Raw genomic sequence first — 2,073 nt, 5'->3', positions numbered from 1 at the left:
GGCCGCACTCATGACCGGCTGGGCTCGGTTAATCCTGCATGCCGCGCCCATGAGGTTACTTGTCCGGAGTGCGTCGAGCACAACGAGGAGATGTAGTTCACGATCTTTGAAAAGCGTGGTCAACCATCCAAAGTGTGGATGCCTTTCATCGAAACAAACGATTTCATCAATGTTCTGGAATCCTGCATGGGCAGAAGCACCTGATGGACACCGATGCCCCCACTGCCTCATGGCGTGGCGAGCGTCTTAAGAAACCGCCCGAAAGGAGATTTTTCATGCGCTCTACCGGGCAGTGGAGTGCTGGGAAAGGGAGTTGCAACTGACCGGCCATGTCAAACTGTCCGACTTCTTCCGAGCCTATGGACAGACCGGGAGACGCGCACGTGTAGCGGCTCACATCGTCATACTGCACCTACGCCACACACCGGCCGGACCTGATCCGGCTTTATGAGCATTGGGCTTTGTCAGTTGCCCAAGCGTGATGGCTTTCGCGACGCGGCGCGCCTCAGGAACTGAGCCGCGTCCAGGTCGAAACGCGGGAAAGAAAGACAGGAAACAGAATGGCCGATCAATTCGCAACGGACGTCATTGCCCTGATCAAGAAACGCGCCGAGTCGGAGAGCGGTGAGGGAATGCCTGCGTCATTCGTCGGCGAGATAACAATCGCCACGGAACTGGACGCGCTCGGGTTCGATTCGCTGGGTTTGGCGGACGTCCTCTGGGATGTGGAGCAGGCCTACGGCATCAAGATCGACATGAACACGGCCGATGCCTGGTCCAATCTCAAGAATGTCGGCGACGTCGTGGAAGCCGTCCGCGGCTTGCTTGCGAAGGAGGCTTGAATGGACAGGCGCGTCGTTATCACCGGAGTGGGCGGCCTGTGCGGACTGGGCACCGACGCCGCCTCTATGTGGAAAGAGATGCGCGAAGGCCGCTCCGCCATCGGCCCGATCGCCAATTCCGAGCTTCATGACCTGGAGGGCATGACCGGCGCTGAGATCAAGGCGCTGCCCCAGCACGACATCAACCGGGGGCATCTCATCTCCATGGACCGCTTCAGCTTGCTCGCCGTGCTTGCAGCGCGCGAAGCCATGCGGCAGGCCGGACTTTCCTGCGACGAGGGGAATGCCCATCGCTTCGGCGCGACAGTGGGCGTCGGATTTACCGGTTCGTACGCAACAGAACAAACTTACCGCTCACTGCTTTTGGGTAGCGCAATCCGTGCTGAACTCTTCACTGGAGTAAAGGTGATGCCCAGCGCCGCTTCCGTCCATCTTAGCTTGAGCCTCGGCTTGCGCGGGCCGGTCTTCGGGGTGACCTCCGCATGTGCCTCGGCCAACCATGCGATCGCCTCGGCGGTGGACCAGATCAAGCTGGGCCGGGCCGACGTAATGGTTTCCGGGGGCAGCGACGCACCCTTCGCATGGGGCGTGCTGAAAGCATGGGAAGCAATGCGCGTGCTTTCACCCGATACCTGCCGGCCCTTCTCCGCCGATAGGAAGGGCCTGGTGCTGGGCGAGGGTGCGGGCATGGCCGTGCTGGAAAGCTACGAGCATGCCACGAGGCGTGGTGCCACAATTCTTGCCGAGATCGCCGGCGTCGGCCTTTCCGCCGATGCCTTCCACATTGCCGCGCCATCTGTCGAGGGGCCAGCGTCGGCGATGCGCGCCTGCCTTGCCGATGCCGGGCTGAATGCCGAGGACGTCGACTACCTCAACGCGCACGGCACCGGTACCAAGAGCAATGATCAGACTGAAACGGCGGCGATCAAGCGTGTGTTTGGAAACCACGCTTATTCGATGTCCATCTCTTCCACCAAGTCCACGCACGCGCATTGCCTCGGCGCAGCGAGCGCGCTTGAAATGATCGCCTGCGTGATGGCAATCCAAGAGGACGTCGTGCCGCCGACCGCCAACTATCGCGAGCCAGATCCCGCTTGCGACCTCGACATCACACCCAATGTGCCGCGGGAGCGCAAGGTGCGCGTCGCCATGAGCAACGCCTTCGCCATGGGCGGTACGAACGCAGTTCTGGCATTCAGGCAGGTGTAGAAGCCATGCAAGACGCCTCATT

Annotated in this window: 2 protein-coding genes; both read left to right on the top strand. The window is 61.1% G+C overall.

All coding sequences use genetic code 11. The features are described from left to right. The first annotated feature begins 560 nt into the window (after positions 1-560). Positions 561-842, top strand: coding sequence for an acyl carrier protein (locus P9236_RS30575; RefSeq protein WP_029356603.1), 282 nt, complete (start codon positions 561-563; stop codon positions 840-842). Beyond that, positions 843-2,051 carry a beta-ketoacyl-[acyl-carrier-protein] synthase family protein gene (locus tag P9236_RS30570; protein WP_095794006.1) on the top strand — a complete coding sequence of 403 codons (1,209 nt, stop codon included), beginning with the start codon at positions 843-845 and terminating at the stop codon, positions 2,049-2,051. Positions 2,052-2,073: the final 22 nt, after the last annotated feature.

Source organism: Mesorhizobium sp. WSM4884, from assembly GCF_029625675.1.
Lineage (GTDB): Bacteria > Pseudomonadota > Alphaproteobacteria > Rhizobiales > Rhizobiaceae > Mesorhizobium.
Note: the sequence above shows the minus strand (reverse complement) of the source record. Positions and strands in the feature narration are given on the sequence as shown.